This window comes from Affinundibacterium flavidum (assembly GCF_014284175.1).
Taxonomy (GTDB): domain Bacteria; phylum Pseudomonadota; class Gammaproteobacteria; order Burkholderiales; family Burkholderiaceae_D; genus Undibacterium; species Undibacterium flavidum.
Genome location: NZ_JACOGA010000091.1, coordinates 1 through 228 on the forward strand (window position 1 = coordinate 1; position 228 = coordinate 228).

Annotated in this window: 1 protein-coding gene; it reads right to left on the reverse strand. The window is 51.3% G+C overall.

The window, feature by feature from the left end:
* Window positions 1–228 (reverse strand): Calx-beta domain-containing protein (locus tag H8K55_RS21490; RefSeq protein ID WP_186944284.1); only part of this gene is annotated, 228 nt, incomplete at both ends.

Consider the following 228-nt stretch of genomic DNA (forward strand, 5'->3'; position numbering starts at 1 on the left):
TGACCAAATTGACGTTGAAGTTCTCGGACAATTCGAACACGCTGTCATTACTGATATTGACCGTGATCGTTTGGGTGGTGACACCAGGATTGAACGTTAAAGTACCGCTTGCTGCTGTGTAGTCACTGCCGGCAGTGGCCGTGCCATTGCTGGTGTTGTAACCGACAGAAACTGTTTGACCAGAGGCTGCGGACAAGGTGACTGTGAAAGTCGCTGTGCCGGCTGCTT